Origin of the sequence: Stenotrophomonas maltophilia, assembly GCF_004920835.1 — a bacterium.
GTDB lineage: Bacteria > Pseudomonadota > Gammaproteobacteria > Xanthomonadales > Xanthomonadaceae > Stenotrophomonas > Stenotrophomonas maltophilia_AQ.
The window spans coordinates 1-17,729 of sequence record NZ_QFHO01000003.1 but is presented as its reverse complement, the minus strand read 5'-3'; the positions used below and the strand labels follow the sequence as shown (position 1 = coordinate 17,729).

Here is a 17,729-nt window from a genome sequence, read left to right as displayed (position 1 = left end):
TCCGTCATGCCTAAATTTTTCATCGAACATCCAGTCTTCGCCTGGGTGGTTGCGATCCTGATCTCGCTCAGCGGCGTGATCGCGATCCTCAACCTCGGCGTCGAGTCCTATCCCAACATCGCCCCGCCGCAGGTGACCGTCTCGGCCACTTACCCGGGCGCCAGCGCGGATACCACCGAAAAATCGGTCACCCAGGTGATCGAGCAGCAGCTGACCGGTATCGATCACCTGCTGTACTTCAGCTCCTCGTCCGCATCGAACGGCCGTGCCTCGATCACCCTCACCTTCGAGACCGGTACCGATCCGGACATCGCCCAGGTGCAGGTGCAGAACAAGGTGTCGCTGGCCACGCCACGCCTGCCTTCGGAAGTGACCCAGCAGGGCGTGGTGGTGGCCAAGGCCAACGCCGGCTTCCTGATGGTCATCGCACTGCAGTCCGATACGCCGACCATCAACCGTGATGCGCTGAACGACATCGTCGGTTCGCGCGTGCTCGACCAGGTCTCGCGTATTCCGGGCGTCGGCAGCACCCAGCAGTTCGGTTCCGAGTACGCCATGAACATCTGGCTCAACCCGGAAAAGATGCAGGGCTACGGCCTGTCGGCCAGCCAGGTGCTGGCTGCGGTGCGCGCGCAGAACGTGCAGTTCGCTGCGGGTGCGCTGGGTTCGGACCCGTCGCCGGAAGGCCAGCACTTCACCGCGACCGTCTCGGCCGAGGGCCGCTTCAGCTCGCCGCAGGAGTTCGAGGACATCATCCTGCGGGCCAATCCTGACGGCTCGCGCGTGCTGCTGAAGGACATCGCCCGCGTTGCCTTCGGCGCCAACAACTACGGCTTCGATACCCAGTACAACGGCAAGCCGACCGGTGCCTTCGCGATCCAGCTGCTGCCGGGCGCCAACGCCCTGAACGTGGCCGATGCGGTGCGCGCCAAGATGGACGAGCTGCAGCCCAGCTTCCCATCCGGCGTGACCTGGTTCTCGCCGTACGACAGCACCACCTTCGTCAAGATCTCGATCCAGGAAGTGGTCAAGACCCTGTTCGAAGCGGTGTTGCTGGTGTTCCTGGTGATGCTGATCTTCCTGCAGAACTTCCGCGCCACGCTGATCCCGACCCTGGTCATCCCGGTGGCCCTGCTCGGTACCTTCCTGGGCATGTGGATGATCGGTTTCACGATCAATCAGCTGACCCTGTTCGCGATGGTGCTGGCGATCGGCATCGTGGTCGATGACGCGATCGTGGTGATCGAGAACGTCGAGCGCATCATGACCGAGGAAGGCCTGGCGCCGAAGCCGGCCACGCAGAAGGCGATGACCCAGATCACCGGCGCGGTGGTGGCGATCACCGTCGTGCTGGCCGCGGTGTTCATCCCGTCCGCCCTGCAGGGCGGAGCCGCCGGCGAGATCTACAAGCAGTTCGCGCTGACCATCGCCATCTCGATGGCGTTCTCGGCGTTCCTGGCGCTGGGCTTCACCCCGGCGTTGTGCGCGACGTTCCTCAAGCCGACGCACAACGACAACCCGAACATCATCTACCGCACCTTCAACAAGTACTACGACAAGATCAGCCACACCTATGTGGGCCACATAACTTCGGCGGTGCGCCACGCGCCGCGCTGGATGATCCTGTTCGTGGTCCTGACCGCACTGTGCGGTTTCCTGTTCACCCGCATGCCGGGCAGCTTCCTGCCCGAAGAAGACCAGGGCTATGCGCTGGCGATCGTGCAGCTGCCGCCGGGTTCGACCAAGGGCCAGACCAACGAAGTGTTCGCGCAGATGCGTGGCGTGCTGGAAAAGCAGGATGGCTATGAAGGCATGCTGCAGGTGGCCGGCTTCAGCTTCGTCGGTTCCGGCGAGAACGTGGGCATGGGCTTCATCCGCCTGAAGCCGTGGGAGGAACGCAAGTTCACCGCGCCGGAGTTCATCCAGAACATGAACGGCGCGTTCTACGGCATCAAGGAAGCGCAGATCTTCGTGGTCAACCTGCCCACCGTGCAGGGTCTGGGCCAGTTCGGCGGCTTCGACATGTGGCTCCAGGACCGCAGCGGTGCCGGCTACGAGCAGCTGACCCAGGCGCGCAACATCCTGCTCGGCCAGGCCGCGCAGAAGCCGGACCATCTGGTCGGCGTGCGCCCGAACGGCCTGGAAAACGCCCCGCAGCTGCAGCTGCATGTCGACCGCGTGCAGGCGCAGTCGATGGGCATGTCGGTGTCGGACGTGTACAGCACCATCCAGCTGATGCTGGCCCCGGTGTACGTCAACGACTTCTTCTACGAAGGCCGCATCAAGCGCGTGACCATGCAGGCCGATGGCCCGTACCGCACCGGCCAGGAGTCGCTGAAGAGCTTCTACAGCCCGTCCAGCCTGGTCAAGAACGCCGATGGCACCAACTCGATGATCCCGCTCAACACGGTGGTCAAGTCCGAGTGGGTCTCGGCACCGCCGTCGCTGAGCCGCTATAACGGCTACTCGGCGATCAACATCGTCGGCTCGCAGGCCCCGGGTACCAGCTCGGGTGAGGCAATGCAGACCATGGAGGCGATCGTCGCCGACGACCTGCCGGCCGGCTTCGGCTATGACTGGTCGGGCATGTCCTACCAGGAAATCCTGGCCGGCAATGCCGCAACCCTGCTGCTGGTGCTGTCCATCGTGGTGGTGTTCCTGTGCCTGGCCGCGCTGTATGAAAGCTGGTCGATTCCGGTGGCGGTGCTGCTGGTGGTTCCGCTTGGCGTGCTGGGTGCATTGGGCCTGTCGATGCTGCGTGGCCTGCCCAACGACCTGTTCTTCAAGATCGGCCTGATCACCGTGATCGGCCTGGCCGCGAAGAATGCGATCCTGATCGTCGAGTTCGCGGTGGAGCAACGTGCCGCAGGCAAGAACCTGCGCGATGCCACCATCGAGGCCGCTCGCCTGCGCTTCCGCCCGATCCTGATGACCTCGTTCGCGTTCATCATGGGCGTGATCCCGATGGCGATCTCCAGCGGTGCCGGCGCCAACTCCCGCCACGCCATCGGCACCGGCGTGATCGGCGGCATGCTGTTCGCCACCCTGCTCGGCCTGCTGATGATCCCGGTGTTCTTCGTGGTCGTGCGCCGCATGCTGGGCGACAAGCTGGATGAACCCTCCAAGGAGTTCATGGAACGCCAGCGCGATGCGGAAACCGCCCACCGTCCGGATCGTTGATCCGATGGTGAGCTGAAATGAAAAGGCCCCGGAGCGATCCGGGGCCTTTTTCTTTGCTGCTTTTGAATCCATGCCAACCAAGGTTGGCATCTACCAAAGCAGCGGCATGCCCGGTAGCCGCCAACCTTGGTTGGCGCTCTCCAAGGCGACGTGTCAGCGCAGCAGCGCGATCACGGCGCACACCGCCACGAGAACCAGCGCGGCCCATTGCATGGGCACGAAGAAGAAATGATGGGGTGCGGCCTCACCCTGATGCCGCGGCGCACGGTTGAGCCACAGGCCCAGCAGCACGTTCACTGCCGCACCGATGCCACCACCCAGCAGCACCTGCTGCAGCGGGATGTTGCCCTTGGGGCCGTCGTGCGGGAAGAAGTACGCCAGCAACAGGATGCCTGCGATCGGCGTCACCAGCGTCATGAAACCCCAGCCGCGGTAGATCATGCGGTATCTCCAGAAAAACGATCCGCATTGGAGCAGCATGAATCCTGGCAGGCAAGAGGCGGGCACGCCATCTGGACACAACGCCATCCACGCATGGCGTGGATCTACTGCCGCGCCGCCATTGCAGCGGCGCGGCACGGGAAAATCAGCGCAGCCCGGTCTCGTTACGGGCGATCACCAGGCGCTGGATCTCCGAGGTGCCTTCGTAGATCTCGGTGATCTTGGCATCACGGAAGTAGCGCTCCAGCGGCATTTCCTTGGAGTAGCCCATGCCGCCGTGGATCTGCACGGCCTGGTGGGTGATCCACATCGCCGCTTCCGAAGCGGTCAGCTTGGCAATGGCCGCTTCATTGCTGAAGCGCTTGCCTTGCCCCTTCACCCACGCCGCGCGCAGGGTCAGCAGCAGCGCTGCGTCCAGCTTGCACTTCATGTCGGCGATCTTGGCCTGGGTCATCTGGAAGGTGCCGATTGCGGCGCCGAATGCCTTGCGCTCCTTCACATACTCGATCGTCGCTTCATAGGCGGCGCGGGCGATGCCGATGGCCTGCGAAGCAATGCCGATGCGGCCAGCATCGAGCACGCCCATGGCGATCTTGAAGCCCTCGCCTTCCTGGCCCAGCACGTCTTCGGCCTGTGCCACGTAATCGTTGAACTCGATCTCGCAGGTCGCCGATGCGCGGATGCCCAGCTTCGGCTCGGTCTTGCCGCGCCCGAAGCCCGCCTTGTCAGTATCGATCATGAACGCAGTGATGCCGCGCGCGCCCTTGTCAGGCTCGCTCATCGCAAACAACACAATGTACTTGGCCACCGGGCCGGAGGTGATCCAGCTCTTCTTGCCGTTGATGACGAAGGTTCCGTCGGCCTGCTTGACCGCGCGGCAGCGCATGGCAGTGGCGTCGGACCCGGACTGCGGCTCGGTCAGCGCGAACGCGCCAATGGCTTCACCCTCGGCGATGGCACGCACGTACTTCTGCTTCTGCGCTTCATTGCCGTGGGTGAGGATGCCGTTGCAGAACAGCGAATTGTTGACCGACATGATGGTCGAATGCGCAGCATCACCGGCGGCGACCTCCACCATCGCCAGCACGTACGCAATCGGGTCCATGCCCGCGCCGCCATACTCGGCCGGCACTTCGATACCCATCAGGCCGTTCTCGCCCAGCAGGCGGATGTTGTCCAACGGGAATTCGCCGGTGCGGTCATGGTGCTCCGCGCTGGGGGCGATCTTCTCCTGCGCGATGCGCCGCGCCACGTCCTGCAGCATCAACTGCTCTTCAGTAAAGCTGAAATCCACAACACCCTCCCGGGTACATGATGATGTGGGCCGCACACGGCGCGCCCAGGTGCCCAGATTGTAACGGGGCCGAGCGCTTCCGTACGCCAGCGACTTGACCGCGACAGGCAACCTCAGCGAATATATCTCTATATCGCGATAGGTAGATATCTATGGATCTGGAAGACTGGTCGACACGCCTGAAGGTGTTCGCCGATGCCACCCGCGTGCGCCTGCTGGCGCTGCTGGAGCAGGAGGAGCTGACCGTGGCCGAACTGTCGGCGATCACCCGGCTGGCGCAGCCGCGCGTGTCCACCCACTTGGCGCGCCTGAAGGAAGCTGGCCTGGTCCGCGACCGCCGTGCCGGCGTGTCGGCCTACTACCGCTTCGATGAGGCCCAGCTGGACCCGGCGCAGCGCGCATTGTGGCATGCCTTGAGCAACGGAAGCGACGACCCGCTGCTGCGCCAGGATGCTGAACGGGTTGCCGCCGTGCTGGCCCACCGTGCTTCCGACCAGAACTGGGCCGACAGCGTGGCCGGCGACATGGAGCGCCACTACTCCCCGGGTCGTACCTGGGAAGCGCTTGCACGCACTGCGCTGCCGCTGCTGGAAACCGGTGACGTGCTCGATATCGCCTCCGGTGACGGCGTGCTGGCCGAACTCGTGGCCCCGCATGCCAAGCGCTACATCTGCATCGACACCAGTGCGCGTGTGGTTGCCGCCGCCAGCGAGCGCCTGCGCCGCCTGCCCAACGTGGAAGTGCGCGAAGGCGACATGCACGCCCTGCCGTTCAAGGACCGCAGCTTCGACCTGGTGGTGCTGATGCACGCGCTGACCTATGCCAGCAAGCCGGCGCAGGCGGTAACCGAAGCCGCGCGCGTGCTGCGCCCCGGTGGCCGCCTGCTGCTGTGCAGCCTGGCCCGGCACGAACACAAGGCCGCGGTGGAGGCCTACGGCCACGTCAACCTCGGTTTCAGCGACAAGGAGCTGCGCAAGTTCGTCGACAAGGCCGGCCTGCAGGTGTCGAGCCTGGAGACCGTCACCCGCGAGAAGCGCCCGCCGCACTTCGAAGTGATTTCGCTGATCGCCAACAAGCCCTGAGCCCGAGACCATGCCCACCCTGCCCTGGTTGCATCCCGATCGCGCCAACGCCCTGCTCGATGCCCTGCGCGAGCGGATCCTGATCATCGACGGCGCGATGGGCACGATGATCCAGCGCCATGGGCTGCAGGAGGACGACTATCGAGGCGAGCGCTTCGCCGGTGGCTTCGACCACGCCCATGGCCCCGGCTGCGACCACGCAGTGCCGGAAGGCCACGACCTGAAGGGCAACAACGATCTGCTGCTGCTGACCCGGCCGCAGATCATCGCCGACATCCACACCGCGTACCTGGACGCTGGCGCCGACCTGGTGGAGACCAATACCTTCAATGCCACCTCGGTCAGCCAGGCCGACTACCACCTCGAACACCTCGTGTACGAATTGAACAAAGCTGGGGCGGCAGTCGCACGCGCCTGCTGCGATGCCGTGGCCGCGACCACGCCGGGCAAGCCGCGCTTTGTCATCGGCGTGCTCGGCCCGACCAGCCGCACCGCCTCGATCAGCCCCGACGTGAATGATCCCGGCTTCCGCAACACCAGCTTCGACGAGTTGCGCGGCACCTACCGCGAGGCCATCGACGGCCTGATCGACGGTGGTGCAGATACCATCATGGTCGAGACCATCTTCGACACGCTCAATGCCAAGGCCGCCCTGTATGCCGTGGAGGAAGCTTTCGATGCACGTGGTGCGCGGCTGCCGGTGATGATCTCCGGCACCATCACCGATGCATCGGGACGCACCCTGTCCGGGCAGACCGCCGAGGCCTTCCATGCCTCATTGGCGCATGCGCGGCCGCTGTCGATCGGCCTGAACTGCGCGCTGGGCGCCGATGCGATGCGCCCGCATGTGGAAACCCTGTCGCAGGTGTCGGACTGCCATGTCAGTGCGCATCCCAATGCAGGCCTGCCCAACGCGTTCGGCGAGTACGACGAAACACCTGAAGAAATGGCCACGACCCTGCGCGGCTTCGCCGAGGATGGGCTGTTGAACCTGGTCGGCGGCTGCTGCGGCTCCACGCCCGATCACATCCGCGCCATCGCGCAGGCGGTGGCCGGGCTGCCGCCGCGCGTCCTGCCCGGCGCGCAGGAACAGGCCGCATGAACGTCGCCGCCATCGTCCCGCACTTTCCGTCCTATTGCTGTTGAGCCGCCGCCAACCATGACGCCTGTCCGCCCTACACGCCTGTCCGGCCTGGAACCACTGGTCATCACCCCGGACCTGCTGTTCATCAATGTCGGTGAGCGCACCAACGTCACCGGCAGTGCGCAGTTCCGCAAGCTGATCAAGGAAGGTCGCTACGAAGAGGCGGTGGACGTGGCCCGCCAGCAGGTGGCCAGCGGCGCGCAGATTCTCGACGTCAACATGGACGAGGGCCTGATCGATTCGGAAGCGGCGATGACACGCTACCTCAACCTGATCATGTCCGAACCGGACATCGCGCGTATTCCGGTGATGGTCGACTCGTCGAAGTGGAGCGTGATCGAGGCCGGCCTGAAGTGCCTGCAGGGCAAGAGCGTGGTCAATTCGATCTCGCTGAAGGAAGGCGAAACGCTGTTCCGCGAACATGCACGCAAGGTGCTGCGCTATGGCGCGGCCGCGGTGGTGATGGCCTTCGACGAGGCCGGCCAGGCCGATACCTGCGCGCGCAAGGTCGAGATCTGCACCCGCGCCTACCGCCTGCTGGTCGACGAGATCGGTTTCCCGCCGCAGGACATCATCTTCGACCCGAACATCTTCGCTGTCGCCACCGGCATCGAAGAGCACGACAACTATGCGGTGGACTTCATCGAAGCTACCCGCATCATCAAGCAGACCCTTCCGCACTGCCATGTATCCGGCGGCGTTTCCAACGTCTCGTTCTCGTTCCGTGGCAACGAGACCGTGCGCCAGGCGATCCACTCGGTGTTCCTGTACCACGCCATCGCTGCCGGCATGGACATGGGCATCGTCAACGCCGGCGCCATGCCGATCTACGACGAGCTGGAGCCGGAACTGCGCGAACGCGTCGAGGATGTGATCCTCAATCGCCGCAGCGACGCCACCGAGCGACTGCTGGAGATTGCCGAACGCTACAAGGGCAAGAAGGGCGCGGCGAAGACCGAGGACCTGGCCTGGCGCGAGAAGCCGGTCGCGCAGCGCCTGGCACATGCACTGGTGCACGGCCTGGACGCCTGGGTCGAAGAAGACACCGAGCTGGCACGGCAGGCATCGAGCCGCCCGCTGGACGTGATCGAGGGTCCGTTGATGGATGGCATGAATGTAGTCGGCGATCTGTTCGGCGCCGGCAAGATGTTCCTGCCGCAGGTGGTCAAGTCCGCGCGGGTGATGAAGAAGGCGGTGGCCTACCTGCTGCCTTACATCGAAGCTGAAAAGGCGCGCAGCGGCGATACCGCCAAGAGCAACGGCCGCATCATCATGGCCACGGTGAAGGGCGATGTGCACGACATCGGCAAGAACATCGTGGGCGTGGTCCTGGCCTGCAACAACTTCGAGGTGGTGGATCTGGGGGTGATGGTGCCGGCGCAGAAGATCCTCGACGCCGCGCGCGAGCACAATGCCGATCTGATCGGCCTGTCCGGGCTGATCACTCCGTCGCTGGAGGAGATGAGCCACGTCGCCCGCGAGATGCAGCGCCAGGGCTTCGATCTGCCGCTGCTGATCGGCGGCGCCACCACGTCGCGCGCGCATACCGCGCTGAAGATCGACCCGCACTATCACGCGCCCACGGTATGGGTGAAGGACGCCTCACGAGCGGTTGGCGTTGCCCAGTCGTTGATCTCACGCGACCTGCGCGCGGCCTTCGTCGCGGCCAACGAAGCCGACTATGCCGAGATCCGCGCACGTCACCGCAACCGTGGTGATGCCAAGCGACTGGTTTCGCTGGAACACGCTCGTGGGCAGAAGTTCCAGGGCGGCTGGGACAGCTATGTACCGCCGGCTCCGAACCAGCCCGGCCTGCATGTGTTCGACGATTACCCGCTGGCCGAACTGGTGCCCTACATCGACTGGACACCTTTCTTCCAGGCCTGGGAACTGGCCGGCAAGTATCCCGCCATCCTCACCGACGAAATCGTCGGCGCGCAGGCCAGCGATCTGTACAAGGATGCCCGAGTGATGCTCGACCGCATCGTGGGCGAGAAGTGGCTCACCGCCAAGGCCGTGTTCGGCCTGTGGCCGGCCAACAGCGTCGGCGACGACGTGCGCGTACAACACCCGCGAGGCGAGACCACCCTGCACTTCCTGCGCCAGCAGGTGGACAAGCCCGCCGAGCGCCCGGACTTCTGCCTCGCCGATTTCATCGCACCGGCCGACAGTGGCCGCCAGGACTGGATCGGTGCATTCGCTGTCACCGCCGGCATCGGCATCGATGCGCACGTGGCCCGGTTCGAGGCCGACCACGACGACTACAACGCGATCCTGCTGAAGGCCCTCGCCGATCGCTTCGCCGAAGCGCTGGCCGAGCGCCTGCACCAGCGCGTGCGTACCGATTTCTGGGGCTACGACCATACCGAGACACTGGACAACGAGGCGCTGATCGACGAGCAGTACAGCGGCATCCGCCCGGCTCCCGGCTACCCGGCCTGCCCGGAGCACAGCGAGAAGCGCCGGCTGTTCGACCTGCTGCAGGCAGAAGCCAACGCCGGCATGGAGCTGACCGAAAGCTTCGCGATGCTGCCGACCGCGGCGGTGTCGGGCTATTACTTCAGCCATCCGCAGAGCCAGTACTTCGTGGTCGGGCGCCTCGGCCGCGAGCAGGTGGGCGATTACGCTCGGCGCAAGGGCGTGGATCGCGCCCAGGCCGAACGCTGGCTGGCCTCCAACCTCGACTACGATCCGGAATGATCCGGTAGCACCGGGCCATACCCGGCGTCATCTCCTGTCCCCCGGGCATGGCCCGGCGCTACCGTGCATTATTCTGCGATGACCGTTCCCGTTGCCCGCCTCTCCAGCTTCTACCTGTTCTACTACGCGGCGCTCGGTGCGTTCACTCCGTACTGGAGCCTGTTCCTGACGGCGCGCGGCATGAGCGTCACCGCCATCAGCGTGATGATGGGCCTGTGGTATGCCACCCGCGTGGTCGCCCCCAGCATGTGGACCACCCTGGCCGCAGCCTCACCACGACCGATCCGCCTGCTGCGGCTGGGGTGCGTGCTGGCGCTGATCAGTTTCACCGCCTTCCTGCTGCCGCTGCCACAGCCATGGATGTACCCGGCGATGGTCGTGTTCTGCTTCTTCTACAACGCGGTGATGCCGCAGTTTGAGTCGATCACCCTCACTCACCTCGGCAGCGACAGCCATCGCTACGGCCTGATCCGGGTCTGGGGCTCGCTCGGCTTCATCGCCATCGTGACCCTGTTCGGCTGGTTGATCGAGGGCGATGGCAGCGGCAACCGCGCCGCGCTGCTGCCGTGGCTGATGCTGCCGTTGTTTGTGTTGATGGTGGCCTCGGCCTTCAGCAACCACTATGCACGTGACATCAGCAAGGCCGACGGCGATGCCACTGGCTTCTGGCAGATCGTGCGCCGGCCACCAGTGCTCGCGTTCTTCCTGGCCGCGTTCATGGAGCAGCTGTCGTTCGGCCCGTACTACACGTTCTTCTCGGTCTACATGGACCACCACGGCTATCGCACCTCCACCCTCGGCCTGCTGTGGACCATCGGCGTGGTGTTCGAGGTAGGCGTGTTCTTCACCATCGGCCGCTTCTTCCGCCGCTACGACGCCAGCTGGATGCTGCTGATCGCGCTGGTCAGCTCCTGCCTGCGCTGGGCGGCGACCGCGTTGTTCCCGCAGAACCTGCCGGTAATGCTGGTCGCGCAGAGCGCCCATGCGCTCGGCTTTGCTGCCTTCTTCGCGGCTGCGATGCAGATGCTGGCGACCTATTTCCCCGGCCGCCTCAATGGCCATGGCCAGGGCCTGCTGTACGGATTCTCGTCCGGTGTCGGCGGCGTGCTGGGCGCGCTCATCGCCGGCCAGCTGTGGAAGATCGACGATGGCCGCACTGCATTCCTGGCCGGCAGTGCTTTCGCCCTGATCGGTGCCCTGCTGTGCTTCTTCTCATTGAGCCTGCCGCTGATCCGCGCGAGACGGCGGCGTCGCGCGCACTGACCATGCGCCAAGTCAGCGCTGCTGCAGAGCCTGCTGCAACGAAGGCAGCAACACACGGTTGCCGTGAGCGCTGAGATGATCACCATCGAAGAACAACGGTCGACCATCGCGCTGTGCTGGACATAGCACGTCATCGCACAGCACCGGCATCGGGTCCCACAGCACGCCGCCCGGCAGGCCATCGACCACTTGCCGCAGGCTGCCCAGCATCGGCGCACGCAGCGTTTCCATCGCCTCGCGCGTGCTGTCCAAGCCATTGCGGCAGATCTCGTTGCGCGCATTGAAGCGATCCGAACAGCGATACGGCGGCGCCGGCAACACCGGCTTGGGCGCCTCCAGCACTATACGTACACCGCGCTCGGCCAGCGGCTTCCACTGGGTGATCGCCTCTGCCACTTCGGCCTCACGTCCTGCAGCGGCTTCCGGGGTCAGCTCGCCTGCCAGCTGCGCCTGCGCATCGAACAACACGAACTGATCGGACAAGCGCGGTATCCGCAGCGACACCAGTACCACGGCATCACCTGGCTGCGCTCGCTGCGTGACGTCAGCGAGCATCGCTGCGTCGAAATCAGTGCAACCGGCACCCGCGCCGCGCCACTTCTGCAGGCTCACCTGCGGGCATCCACCTCGTCCATAGAGGACGACCTCCGAGCCGGCCTCAAGCGCCAGCCGCTGCAGCAGCTCGATGTAAGCCATCGCATGCGAATCACCGGCAACAAAGACCCGCTTTGGCGCGCCGGCCGACAGCGGCCGTTCGCAGGCGCCACGGGCATAGGTCCGCATGCTGCCACCTGCGAAGCGTTGCTTGTCCGTCACCAATGCACAATGAGGATAGTCGCCTGACACGCTCTTGCCGTTGGGATACCAGTCGGCCGGATGCCGGCTGACCGTGCTCAGTGATATCCGCGATGCCTGCAGGTAGAGCAGCGTCTGGGTGCCGGCCGCGACCATCAGAATGGCCGCGCCTGCCAGCACCCAACGACCTGGGCGCACGCGTTGCGCCAATGTGCCGCGGAACGGTTGCTCCACCCAGCGCCACGACAACCATGACAGCAGCAATACCAGCGCCATCGCCGTGGTCATCTGCAAGGGGGTCTGCAGGCCTACGGTCCAGCGCATCAGCACGAATACCGGCCAGTGCCACAGGTACAGTGAGTACGAGAGCAGGCCGATGTAGCGCATCGGCTTGCTGACCAGCAGGCGTGCCACCCAGGACCGCGGATGATGATGGAGCGCCCACAGCAGGCCTGCCGCAGCGAAGGTCGGCAGCAGGCCGTCAGGCCACGGCGAACGTCCGGCCCGTGCGGTCCACAACGCCCAACACAGCAGGGCAAGCGCCACCATCGCAAGCAGCGAGAACACGGGGGCGGCGCGCTTCAGTGCAGCCGTCGTCACTGGATCCTGTGGCTGGCGAACATGCAGCACCTGGAACAACAGTACGCCAACACCCAACTGCCACAGCCGCGTACTGGTGGCGTAGAACGCCCACGATGGAGGTGTCTCGCGCAGGCCCAGCACCGCCGCATGCAGCAGCGACGCCACGCTGACCACGGCAAACAAGCCCAGGCTCATCCAACGCCCGCGCGCGCCGCGTGCCCAGGCGAGGAACAGCAGCGGGAACAGCAGGTAGAACTGCTCTTCCACGCCCAGCGACCAGGTATGGGTGTAGGGATTGAATTCGGCCTTGGGCGCGAAATAATCGTTGCCGATCAGCGCCAGTACCCAGTTGCTGAAGCCGAAGAACGCCATCAGCCCGGTCTTGTCACTGGCCTCGCTGAGCCAGGACTCGGGAATGAACAGCACGCTGGCAACGGCGGTCAGCAGCAGGCAGCTGATCAGCGCAGGTGCGATGCGGCGGATACGGCGCGAATAGAAGCGCAGCATCGATTGCCACAGCGACAACGGTGGCAGCCGGTGCACCGACGCGCTGACCACGAAACCGGAGATGACGAAGAACACATCTACGCCAGTAAACCCGCCCGGCAACCAGGCCGGGTCCAGGTGGAACACGATGACGGCCAGCACGGCAATCGCGCGCAGACCGTCAATGTGCGGCACGTAGCCACGGATTGGTTCAGCGGTCATCCCTTTCCCCACAACCGCGGAGGCAGCGCCATCCGCGGTGGTTGCGTCCTTACCAGACCAGGTCGTCCGGCACCTGGAACTGCGGGTCGGCGTATGGATCTTCCTCGGCCGGCGCGTTCGGATCGACCTTCAGCGCCACCGACGCGGCAAACACTGCCTCGGACTGCGCCAGCACTTCGGCGGTGACCAGCAGGTAGCGGCCATTGAGCTGGACCACGCCCAGTTCACCTGCATTGAGCGCAGTCAGCTGCTCGGCAGTCACGTAGATGCGCTTGATCTTGCCGCCATACGGGAAGTGGCGGGCAATGTCGGCATCCTCGGCATTCAGGCCCTTGTCCTTCAGCAGCTCTTCCAGCTTGGCCTTCGCCTCGCGGCGCACGCGCGCCTCTTCCTGCTTCAGGCGCTCTGCCTGGATGCGTTCTTCCTTTTCCTTCTGCGCACGGATGGCATAGGCCTTGGCCAGATCCATCTCTTCGGCACTGCGCGGCTTGCGAGGACCCTGCTGGCCCTGGCCACGCGCCTGGCCGCCGGGCTTGCCGGCTCCAGCGTGGTGACCATGGCCACGGCGCTCGCCGGGCTTGTGCTCGCCCTTGACTGCGCCCTGCGGCTTTCCATTGCCATTGCCACCCTTGCCCTGCGGGCGGCCATCACGGCGGGGGCCATCATTCTTGCGCTCGGGCTTGGGCGCCGGCTTGAAGCCCAGGCCCATCAGCTGGTCGCGGAGGGTATCGCTCATAGAGTTCGGATCAGTAGTGCGGCGGCGGCGGTTCGCTCGCCGGATCGGAAGAATTCAGTGCGTTGCGGACCTTGCCCAGATCTTCCAGCAGCACGCGCAGCACATCGGCGTTGCGCATGCCCTGCATGCGGGCATCAGCCAGCGCATCGCTCAGTTCGGCAAGCGCCTGTTCCTGGAAGGACACGCGCATTTCAAGCTCGACCAGGCGCGCTTCCAGCGCCTGCTCACGTTCGCTCGGCAGCTCAGACATGCAGCGAACGCCCCCGGCCGATACCGTAGTACGCCAGGCCTGCAGCTTCCACCTCGGCCGGCTCGTACAGATTGCGGCCATCGAACACCGCCGCGTCCTTCAGCTGCTCACGCAGCTTCTGGAAATCGGGGCTGCGGAACTGCTTCCACTCGGTAACCACGACCAGTGCGTCGGCACCCTGCAGCGCTTCATCAGCGCTGTTGCAGAACACCAGGTCGTCGCGCTCGCCGAAGATGCGCTGCGATTCATGCATCGCTTCCGGGTCATACGCACGCACCGTCGCACCACCTTCCCACAGCTGCGCAAGCAGGCGACGGCTGGAGGCTTCGCGCATGTCGTCGGTGTTCGGCTTGAAGGCCAGGCCCCACACGGCAAACGTCTTGCCGCGCACGCCTTCGTCCTCGCCCTTGTCATAGTGGCGCTGGATGAGGGCGAACAGATGGCCCTTCTGTGCATCGTTGACCGCTTCCACCGCGTTCAGCAGCTTCGGCTCGAGGCCGTACTGCTGCGCGGTGCGGGCCAGCGCCTGCACATCCTTGGGGAAGCACGAGCCGCCATAGCCGGCGCCCGGATAGATGAAATGCCAACCGATGCGCGGGTCCGAACCGATGCCCTGGCGGACCTGCTCGACATCTGCACCGACACGCTCGGCGATGTTGGCGATTTCGTTCATGAACGAAATCTTGGTCGCCAGCATCGCGTTGGCCGCGTACTTGGTCAGTTCGGCCGAACGTACGTCCATTTCCACCACACGGTCGTGGTTGCGGTTGAACGGCGCATACAGACGGCGCATGACCGCCACCGATTCTTCGCTGGTCGCACCGATGATGATGCGGTCCGGGCGCATGCAGTCGGCAACCGCATCGCCTTCCTTCAGGAACTCCGGGTTGGACACCACGTCGAAGGCGATGTCCGCATTGCGCGCAGCCAACTCTTCGGCAATGGCCGCGCGCACCTTGTCGGCGGTGCCGACCGGCACCGTCGACTTGTTGACCACCACGGTCGGCACACTCATGTGCCGGCCGATGGTGCGGGCCACGGCCAGCACGTACTGCAGATCGGCGCTGCCATCCTCGTCCGGTGGCGTGCCTACGGCGATGAAAACGACCTGGCCATGGTCGATGGCGGCCGCGGCATCGGTGGTGAATGCCAGCCGCAAGGCGGCATGGTTGGCCTTCACCATGGGCTCCAGGCCCGGCTCGTAGATCGGGATGATGCCCTGGTTGAGGCCATCCACTTTGGCCTGGTCGATATCGACGCAGACCACCTGATGACCCACATCGGCCAGGCAGGTACCAGTTACCAGTCCAACGTAGCCGGTACCAAAAATCGCAACGCGCATATCCGTATTCGCTCCTGGATGACTTACGGCAGGACGCCCAGCAGCTCGACGTCGAAGGTCAGAGTTGCGTTCGGGCCGATCGGGCCACCCGGGGTGCCGTTTTCGCCATAGGCCAGGTTGCCCGGGATCCAGAAGCGGTACTTCGAGCCGACCGGCATCAGCGCGACGCCCTCGGTCCAGCCCTTGATCACCTGGTCCAGACCGAACTCGGCCGGCTGGCGGCCGTAGGAGCTGTCGAACACGGTACCGTTGAGCAGCTTGCCTTCGTAGTTCACGCGCACCTTGCTGCTCGGCAGCGGGCGCTCGCCGCTACCCGGGCGGATCACCTGGTACTGCAGGCCCGAGGCGGTGGTCACCACGCCCGGCTGGGTCTTGTTCTTGGACATGAACGCATTGCCTTCCTCGCGGTTGGTCTGCGCGGCGGCGGCGGCCTTGGCCTGCATTTCGGCCTGCTTGGCACCCATGAACGACTGGATGGTGGCGGTCGCGTCAGCTTCCGTCATCTTCGGCTGGCCCTTGCTCAGGCCGGTGCTGATCGCGTCAAACAGCGAGGCGACGTCGATGTCGTCCTTCAGCTGCGCCAGCGACGGACCGACCGAATAGGAACCGATCATCTGCGACACCTTGACGCGGTCCACTTTCGCCGGCTGCGAGCCCGGCGCCATGCCCGGCACCTGCTGGCCGCTGCGGGCCATCACCACCTGGCGCAGTGCGGCATCGGTGGCCTTGGCCTGTTCCTGGGTGATCTGGGGCTGCAGGCCTTCGAAGGAGCGCTCCACGGCGGTGCGCAGGGCAGCTACGTCAATCTCATCGGCAATCGGAGTGAACGACTTGGCCACGTCCAGGCCAATGGCGTAGCCGAGCTTCTGCTTGGGGGAATTCAAGGTTGCGGTCTCCTTGGCGGCTGCGGGGGCAGCCGGTTGTTGCGACAGAGCGACACCCGAAGTGCCCATTGCCAGAATCAGAACCGACGCCGCGGCGCCGCGCATTCCCATCTTCATTCGCTGCATTCCTGAAAGTGTCCGGGCGCCGACGTCGGCGCGAAAAGAGTCATTGTCGCACGCATGCCGTCGATGTCGAGGCATACATGCCGGATATCAATGCGTGGCGGTAGCGGCCAGCGCCTTGTCGATGGCGGCGGTGAGCTGTGCATCATCCGGCGTCACCTTGCTGGCGAACTGGGCGATGACCTTGCCATCGCGGCCGACCAGGTATTTGTGGAAGTTCCAGGCCGGGGCTACGCCGGTGGCTGCGGCAAGGCGCTGATAAAGCGGCGTTGCCTGCTCCCCCACCACATGCACCTTCTCGAACATCGGGAACTTGACGCCGTAGGTCAGGGTGCAGAAATCCTGGATCTGCTTCTCGTCGCCCGGCTCCTGGCCCTTGAAATCATTGGACGGGAAGCCAAGCACCGCGAAGCCACGCCCCGCATAGCGCTTCTGCAGCGCTTCCAGCCCTTCGTACTGCGGGGTATAGCCGCACTTGCTGGCGGTGTTGACCACCAGCAGCACCTGCCCGTGGTAGCGCTGCTGCAGGTTGACCTGCTGCTTGCCGGCCAGCGGCCGGTAATCCAGGTCGAGCAGATCGGCAGCAAGGGCACTGCCGGAACCAACAGCGCCGGCCACCATCAGGACCAGCAGGGACAGACCGCGCAGGCGGCGCGGGGAAACAGTCGGCAGGGGCATCAGGAGCGGTCCGCGGTAGCCATTCAACAGGGGCCCGGCCAGCACCGGCCGGGGATCGGCCGAACTATAGCACCGGGCTCCGGCGCCCCTGATGGCACAGGCCCACCCGGGCTTTGCGCGGCGTGGCGAATGCGCCGCCCGGGCGCGATCGACGGCGCAGTGATGACATAGCATGGACATCACTGAATGCAAGGCGGATGTGGACTGCCCCCTGCGACAGTTTTATTTCTCTTTTAAATCAATTGAATAAAGGGATATTTCAGCAATCTGACCACCCCTGCCATCAGTTGGGGACGGTAGGGGGTTGCACGTAGGCGTGCCGGTGTTATAGTTGCATACAACACCAGTCACCTGAGACAGGGGGAAGCCATGAACGTCCGGATACGTCGCAACCTCACCGCACCCGCGGCCGCTGCCGTTTCGACCCTGATCGTGCTGGCCTGGCTGGCCGCGCCAACCTCCCCCGCCTCAACCGATAGTGCGCAGGACGCGACCGCTTCACCGGCAGGCAATGCTGCCCCCTCCCC

General features: G+C 64.9%; 13 protein-coding genes. 5 read left to right on the top strand and 8 right to left on the bottom strand.

Features of this window, described 5'->3' with window-relative positions:
* The first annotated feature begins 6 nt into the window (after positions 1-6).
* Positions 7-3,180 carry a multidrug efflux RND transporter permease subunit gene (locus DI041_RS02995; RefSeq protein WP_046982642.1) on the top strand — a complete coding sequence of 1,058 codons (3,174 nt, stop codon included), beginning with the start codon at positions 7-9 and terminating at the stop codon, positions 3,178-3,180.
* A gap of 153 nt (positions 3,181-3,333) precedes the next feature.
* Here DI041_RS02995 and DI041_RS02990 read toward each other — a convergent pair whose 3' ends face one another.
* Both DI041_RS02990 and DI041_RS02985 read right to left on the bottom strand, forming a co-directional pair.
* Complete coding sequence (locus DI041_RS02990) at positions 3,334-3,621, bottom strand: hypothetical protein (RefSeq protein ID WP_046982643.1); 288 nt, start codon at positions 3,619-3,621, stop codon at positions 3,334-3,336.
* Between the two features lie 145 nt (positions 3,622-3,766).
* Positions 3,767-4,915, bottom strand: coding sequence for an acyl-CoA dehydrogenase family protein (locus DI041_RS02985; protein ID WP_046982644.1), 1,149 nt, complete (start codon positions 4,913-4,915; stop codon positions 3,767-3,769).
* A 152-nt stretch (positions 4,916-5,067) separates the two neighbouring features.
* Between DI041_RS02985 and DI041_RS02980 the strand changes: the two genes are divergently transcribed.
* The 4 genes from DI041_RS02980 (at position 5,068) to DI041_RS02970 (ending at position 11,104) form a co-directional block, all read left to right on the top strand.
* A complete protein-coding gene (locus DI041_RS02980; protein WP_006376775.1) occupies positions 5,068-5,997 on the top strand; it encodes an ArsR/SmtB family transcription factor in 930 nt (309 codons plus the stop codon).
* A gap of 10 nt (positions 5,998-6,007) precedes the next feature.
* A complete protein-coding gene (locus tag DI041_RS21295) occupies positions 6,008-7,099 on the top strand; it encodes a homocysteine S-methyltransferase family protein (RefSeq protein WP_136638275.1) in 1,092 nt (363 codons plus the stop codon).
* 57 nt (positions 7,100-7,156) lie between these two features.
* The gene (gene metH, locus DI041_RS02975; protein ID WP_046982646.1) at positions 7,157-9,841 is read left to right on the top strand and encodes a methionine synthase; all 2,685 of its coding nucleotides are present in this window, start codon (positions 7,157-7,159) and stop codon (positions 9,839-9,841) included.
* 78 nt (positions 9,842-9,919) lie between these two features.
* The gene (locus tag DI041_RS02970) at positions 9,920-11,104 is read left to right on the top strand and encodes an MFS transporter (protein WP_136638277.1); all 1,185 of its coding nucleotides are present in this window, start codon (positions 9,920-9,922) and stop codon (positions 11,102-11,104) included.
* Positions 11,105-11,116: 12 nt separating this feature from the next.
* On the opposite strand, the gene DI041_RS02965 is transcribed toward DI041_RS02970, so the two are convergent.
* The 6 genes from DI041_RS02965 to DI041_RS02940 form a co-directional block, all read right to left on the bottom strand.
* Complete coding sequence (locus tag DI041_RS02965) at positions 11,117-13,189, bottom strand: acyltransferase family protein (protein ID WP_136638278.1); 2,073 nt, start codon at positions 13,187-13,189, stop codon at positions 11,117-11,119.
* A gap of 49 nt (positions 13,190-13,238) precedes the next feature.
* Positions 13,239-13,925 (bottom strand): DUF2058 domain-containing protein, encoded by a 687-nt coding sequence (locus tag DI041_RS02960; RefSeq protein WP_136638279.1) that lies wholly within the window; start codon positions 13,923-13,925, stop codon positions 13,239-13,241.
* Positions 13,926-13,935: 10 nt separating this feature from the next.
* Positions 13,936-14,175: a SlyX family protein gene (locus DI041_RS02955; RefSeq protein ID WP_136638281.1), complete on the bottom strand. Its 240-nt coding sequence runs from the start codon at positions 14,173-14,175 to the stop codon at positions 13,936-13,938.
* Entirely contained in the window at positions 14,168-15,517 is a 1,350-nt protein-coding gene (locus DI041_RS02950; protein ID WP_046982651.1) for a UDP-glucose dehydrogenase family protein, read from the bottom strand. Before DI041_RS02950 ends, DI041_RS02955 begins: the two co-directional genes overlap by 8 nt.
* 23 nt (positions 15,518-15,540) lie before the next feature.
* Complete coding sequence (locus DI041_RS02945) at positions 15,541-16,518, bottom strand: FKBP-type peptidyl-prolyl cis-trans isomerase (protein ID WP_046982652.1); 978 nt, start codon at positions 16,516-16,518, stop codon at positions 15,541-15,543.
* Between the two features lie 96 nt (positions 16,519-16,614).
* Positions 16,615-17,202, bottom strand: coding sequence for a glutathione peroxidase (locus tag DI041_RS02940; RefSeq protein WP_046982654.1), 588 nt, complete (start codon positions 17,200-17,202; stop codon positions 16,615-16,617).
* Positions 17,203-17,729 lie beyond the last annotated feature (527 nt).